Annotated in this window: 1 tRNA gene and 2 rRNA genes; all 3 read right to left on the reverse strand. The window is 54.0% G+C overall.

What is annotated here, in order from left to right:
- Nucleotides 1-3 precede the first annotated feature (3 nt).
- Nucleotides 4-80, reverse strand: a tRNA-Met gene (locus ROA7023_RS23265).
- Between the two features lie 73 nt (nucleotides 81-153).
- Nucleotides 154-268, reverse strand: a 5S ribosomal RNA gene (gene rrf / locus ROA7023_RS23270).
- A gap of 118 nt (nucleotides 269-386) precedes the next feature.
- Nucleotides 387-2,587: ribosomal RNA gene (locus ROA7023_RS23275) — 23S ribosomal RNA — on the reverse strand; the annotation flags it as partial.

Here is a 2,587-nt window from a genome sequence, read left to right on the forward strand (position 1 = left end):
TTTTGGTTGCGGGAGTAGGATTTGAACCTACGACCTTCAGGTTATGAGCCTGACGAGCTACCGGGCTGCTCCATCCCGCGCCATTTGTATTTGATTGGCATCGTTGAGAGATAATCCCGCGTTTTTTTTGCGGTTGTTTGTGTTCCTTACTAGGTTTGGCGGTGACTTACTCTCCCACGTCTTGAGACGCAGTACCATCAGCGCTACGGCACTTAACGGCTGGGTTCGGAATGGAGCCAGGTGTTTTGCTCGTGCTATGACCACCAAACCGAGAAAGGAACACGCGGCCATTTTGGGCCTTTCGTGTCAAACATCAGCGTTCGCGTTGGAACGTTGTTCAAGTCGAGGTGCGACTTTTGTCGTTCGAAGCCTTGCTTCTACTGGATCAAATCAAGCCTATCGGACAATTAGTACCGGTCAACTGAGCGCGTTGCCGCGCTTACATCTCCGGCCTATCGACGTGGTAGTCTACCACGGTCCTCAGGGATACCTTGTTTTGAGGGGGGCTTCCCGCTTAGATGCCTTCAGCGGTTATCCTTTCCGAACATAGCTACCCTGCACTGCGGCTGGCGCCACAACAGGTCCACCAGTGGTCCGTTCACCCCGGTCCTCTCGTACTAGGGGCAACTCCTCTCAAGTATCCTACACCCACGGCAGATAGGGACCGAACTGTCTCACGACGTTCTAAACCCAGCTCACGTACCTCTTTAAATGGCGAACAGCCATACCCTTGGGACCTGCTCCAGCCCCAGGATGAGATGAGCCGACATCGAGGTGCCAAACGGTGCCGTCGATATGGACTCTTGGGCACCATCAGCCTGTTATCCCCAGAGTACCTTTTATCCGTTGAGCGATGGCCCTTCCACTCGGGACCACCGGATCACTATGGCCGACTTTCGTCTCTGCTCGACTTGTCAGTCTTGCAGTCAGGCTGGCTTCTGCCATTGCACTCAACGACCGATTTCCGACCGGTCTGAGCCAACCTTCGCGCGCCTCCGTTACTGTTTGGGAGGCGACCGCCCCAGTCAAACTACCCACCACACAGGGTCCCGGACCCGGATAACGGGCCGCGGTTAGACATCAAGCAAAGCAAGGGTGGTATCTCAAGGATGGCTCCACAAGGACTGGCGTCCCTGCTTCAAAGCCTACCACCTATCCTGCACATGCTTGGCCTGATGCCAGTGTGAAGCTATAGTAAAGGTTCATGGGGTCTTTCCGTCTAACCGCGGGAAGCCTGCATCTTGACAGGCAATTCAATTTCGCTGAGTCGATGTTGGAGACAGCGGGGAAGTCGTTACGCCATTCGTGCAGGTCGGAACTTACCCGACAAGGAATTTCGCTACCTTAGGACCGTTATAGTTACGGCCGCCGTTTACTGGGGCTTCAATTCGGAGCTTGCACTCCTCCTTTTAACCTTCCAGCACCGGGCAGGCGTCAGACCCTATACGTCGTCTTGCGACTTCGCAGAGCCCTGTGTTTTTAGTAAACAGTCGCCACCCCCTGGTTTGTGCCCCCCGCCAAGACTTGCGTCCTAACGGGGCCTCCTTCTCGCGAACTTACGGAGGTATTTTGCCGAGTTCCTTCAACATCGTTCTCTCAAGCGCCTTGGTATTCTCTACCAGTCCACCTGTGTCGGTTTAGGGTACGATCTTACAGTGGGGCTATTTCCAGGGACCTCTAAGCAGCCCATTCAATCCGATAAGGATGAACTACCCTCGAGATCCGTCACCACCACATGGCCCAGGAATATTAACCTGGTTCCCATCGACTACGCCTTTCGGCCTCGCCTTAGGGGTCGGCTTACCCTGCTCAGATTAGCTTTAAGCAGGAACCCTTGGACTTTCGGCGACAGGGTCTCTCACCCTGTTTATCGCTACTCATGTCATCATTCTCGCTAGTGATCTCTCCACCGGATGGCTCACGCCCCGGCTTCACAGAAAACTCCGCGTCTCCCAGCCAATTCCTGAGAATTGGCGTAGAGACATGGAATTATGTCACACTACGCTCTGCTACCATGCACTATGTGCATCCTAAGCTTCGGCTCATGGCTTGAGCCCCGTTACATCTTCGCCGCAGGACAACTTGTTTAGACCAGTGAGCTGTTACGCTATCTTTAAAGGATGGCTGCTTCTAAGCCAACCTCCTGGTTGTTTTGGTCGTCCCACCTGCTTTCCCACTTAGCCATGAATTAGGGGCCTTAGCTGTAGGTCAGGGTTGTTTCCCTCTCCACGACGGACGTTAGCACCCGCCGTGTGTCTGCCATCTAGTACTCCTCGGTATTCGGAGTTTGGTTAGGATCAGTAAGCCTGTGGGGCCCCATTACCCATCCAGTGCTCTACCCCCGAGGGTATTCGGATGACGCTCTACCTAAATAGATTTCGCAGAGAACCAGCTATCTCCGAGTTTGATTGGCCTTTCACCCCTAGGCACAACTCATCCCGACCTTTTTCAACAGGTGTGGGTTCGGACCTCCAGTAAGTGTTACCTTACCTTCATCCTGGTCATGCCTAGATCACTCGGTTTCGGGTCTGATCCCACGAACTCATGCGCCCTATTAAGACTCGCTTTCGCTGCGCCTACACCTAAC

The sequence above is a fragment of the Roseisalinus antarcticus genome (genome assembly GCF_900172355.1).
Lineage (GTDB): Bacteria > Pseudomonadota > Alphaproteobacteria > Rhodobacterales > Rhodobacteraceae > Oceanicola > Oceanicola antarcticus_A.